The organism is Thalassotalea sp. G20_0, from assembly GCF_017744175.1.
Taxonomy (GTDB): domain Bacteria; phylum Pseudomonadota; class Gammaproteobacteria; order Pseudomonadales; family Endozoicomonadaceae; genus Endozoicomonas.
On the sequence record NZ_JAGHQV010000133.1, the window covers coordinates 1 to 2,933 of the forward strand.

A 2,933-nucleotide genomic window follows, 5' to 3' on the forward strand; every position below is an offset into this window, starting at 1 on the left:
CTCCCAAACTGTTCAACCTTCTCCAGCTTCTCTTCGCGAGTGAGGTAATCCCCAATGTCATGAAAGAAAATCTTGCCATGCTCAGCCGCATTGGGATTCTTGACCAGCAGGGAAATGGCAATTGGGGCGCGGCTTCCGCTGCCGAATATCTTTCCACCTTCGCGTCTGGATAACTCGCCAGACGTGCGTTGATTACCACGCAGATGGAATATGTAGATATTGCTGAATTCGTCTGCCAGGCACTTACGCAGGCCATCCGCCGTATTCGCTTCCACAAAGCCTGCATTGGTAACAAAACCGATAATGCCGCTATCACCTAATCGGTCTGATGCCCAGCGAATCGCACGAATATAACTGTCATACAGTGCATTCTTATTAGTAGCGACGGAACCAGCTGCGTAGGTATCTCGGACTCGTGCATCCAGTGTTTGGTACTGAATATTTGCATTATTATCGTTGGCACTGTCCTGTCCTGCAGAATATGGAGGGTTGCCAAGAATCACTCGAATATCCAACTCTTTCTGACGTTTTCGGCGGTCAGAGTTGACCATCATCTGTTCACTGATCAGATCGTCTTTCTCGTACATCTGAAAGGTATCAGTGAGACAGATACCTTCAAAAGGTAAATACTCTCCACCGGCTAAGTCATGATAAGCCGCCTCAATATTGATCGCTGCAATATAGTACGCCAGCAAGACGATTTCGTTAGCGTGAATCTCATTCTGATATTTATTCTTGAGCTCTTCTGGCTTGATAAGGCCACTTTGCAACAATCTGGTAATAAAGGTGCCGGTTCCGGTAAACGGATCCAGGATGTGAACGCCGTGGCTCCCCAACGTCTGGCCAAACTCTTTCTTTAAAAGGTGGTTCACGCTGTGGATGATAAAATCCACGACCTCGACAGGTGTATAGACAATGCCCAACCGATCGGTCATTCGTCGAAAGGCATTGCGGAAGAACTTGTCGTACAGCTCGACAACAATCCGTTGTTTGCCTTGAGCGTTGTCAATACCATCCGCACGCATTTGAACACTGGCGTAGAAGCTTTCAAGAGTATCCCGTTCTTTTTCAAGGCGATGTTCTTGCAGAATTTCCAATACAGTCTGCATTGCCTGGGACACAGGGTTATGACTGGCAAAACTGTAGTCTTTGAACAAAGCGTCAAATACCGGCTTCGTGATCAGATGCTGAGCAAGCATTTCGATCACTTCGGCATCGCTGATCGCATCGTTCAGGTCATCCCGTAACTCTTCGGCAAAAGCTTCAAACGCCGCTTTTTCTTTGGTATTAGCTGAGTCTTCTACAATCGCCGTAATACGGCTGATATGAGTCTGGGCAATTTTCGCAATATCATTTGCCCATTGCTCCCAGTGCAGGCGATTACCACATTTCTTAACCAGTTTGGCATGCAGGGCACGCTCAATGGCACCAACCTCAAACTGCATTTCGGTTTGCTGCTGGCCTCCCTGGTTATTAGCACTGCCAATTGAGGTTCCACCTTTCGCTTTGGACGCTGCTTTTTTCTTTTTATCCGTATCGCGCTTCCTTTTTGCTTTGACATCGCCGGTAACGGCAACCACTTCCATCTTGGCTGGGCGCTTATCCATCAGGTCAAGCTTATTGATCATGGCATCAAAGCTATCATCGTGAGAGCGCAATGCCTGCAGAACGTCCCACACGACCTTGTACACTTTGTTGTCATTCAATGCGGCTTCTGGTTGCATACCGGCAGGAATAACCACAGGAAGCACGACATAGCCTTTTTTCTTGCCCGGGGCATTACGCATGACCCGGCCCACTGACTGAACGACATCAACCTGAGAGTTACGGGGCGTAAGAAATAGCACTGCATCCAATGCAGGAACATCCACGCCTTCCGATAAGCAACGAACATTACTCAGAATTTTGCAGCTATCCGCTGCGGGCTGGGCTTTCAGCCAGTTGATTTTGTTTTCTTTCTCGGTGGCGTTCATACCACCGTCGATATGTTCAGCCTCACACGTTAAGGTGCCGTGTTCGACCTCGTCCTCGTCTGCCTGGCGTTGATACTCTTCAACCACCGCACTGAACATTTGCGCGATCTGTTTAGAACTGACCTTATGAGCTTTGCCTTTATAGTTAGCTTCAATGACCTGACAGAATGCGACTGCCCGTTGCATGGGTGAAGCGTCATCATCCAGTTCATCTTGCAAGCCGATTTTTGCCAGAGCTTTCCAACAACCCACAATTTTCGCTGCATCATCCACCTTCAGGCTGTTATTTTCATCTTTCAACAGGTTTTGCAGGCGGGAGTTAACATGGTGTTCATCAATGGCTAATACGATCACTTTGTAATCACAAAGCAGTCCGCGTTGCACGGCTTCGGAAAAGTTAATAACGAATAACTCTTCTCCATAGAGTTTCTGATCATCCATTGAGCAGAGTGTGACACCACTCTCTTCTTTGGCTTTTGCAGAATTGCCATAGATACGGGGAGTGGCCGTCATGTAAAGACGTTTGGCGGCTTTCAGAAAGCTGTTGTCGTGCACTTTTACAAAGGCAGACTCCTCTTCACCTTCAAAAGTGGCTCCGGTCGTTCGGTGGGCTTCATCACAGATGATCAGATCGAAGTCATCGAGACCATGCAGCTTCTGAGCCTCACTCAGCACCTGGATAGAGTGATATGTGGAGAACACCACGCTCATATGGTCTGTATCGTGACGTTGTTTAATCTCTCTGGTAAGGCTCACTGCGTTTGTTGTGGCCGGAAAGCGCAGTTCATGGGCATAGGTGTTGACAACATCGTCGTCTTTGTTGCGTTTCTTGCCCACTTCACTATCGGAGCAGACTGCAAAACTGTGCAATGGGGTTTCGGTTTCCTGAGTCCACTCGGTGAGTGTCTGGGATAACAGGGATAATGATGGAACAAGGAATAATACCCGCTTGCCTTTACC

The 2,933-nt window shown here is 48.1% G+C and carries 1 protein-coding gene; it reads right to left on the reverse strand.

Annotated features, from left to right (window positions below):
- On the reverse strand, positions 1-2,891 hold a 2,891-nt coding region (locus tag J7438_RS24925), incomplete at its 3' end, for a DEAD/DEAH box helicase family protein (protein WP_286196921.1).
- Positions 2,892-2,933 lie beyond the last annotated feature (42 nt).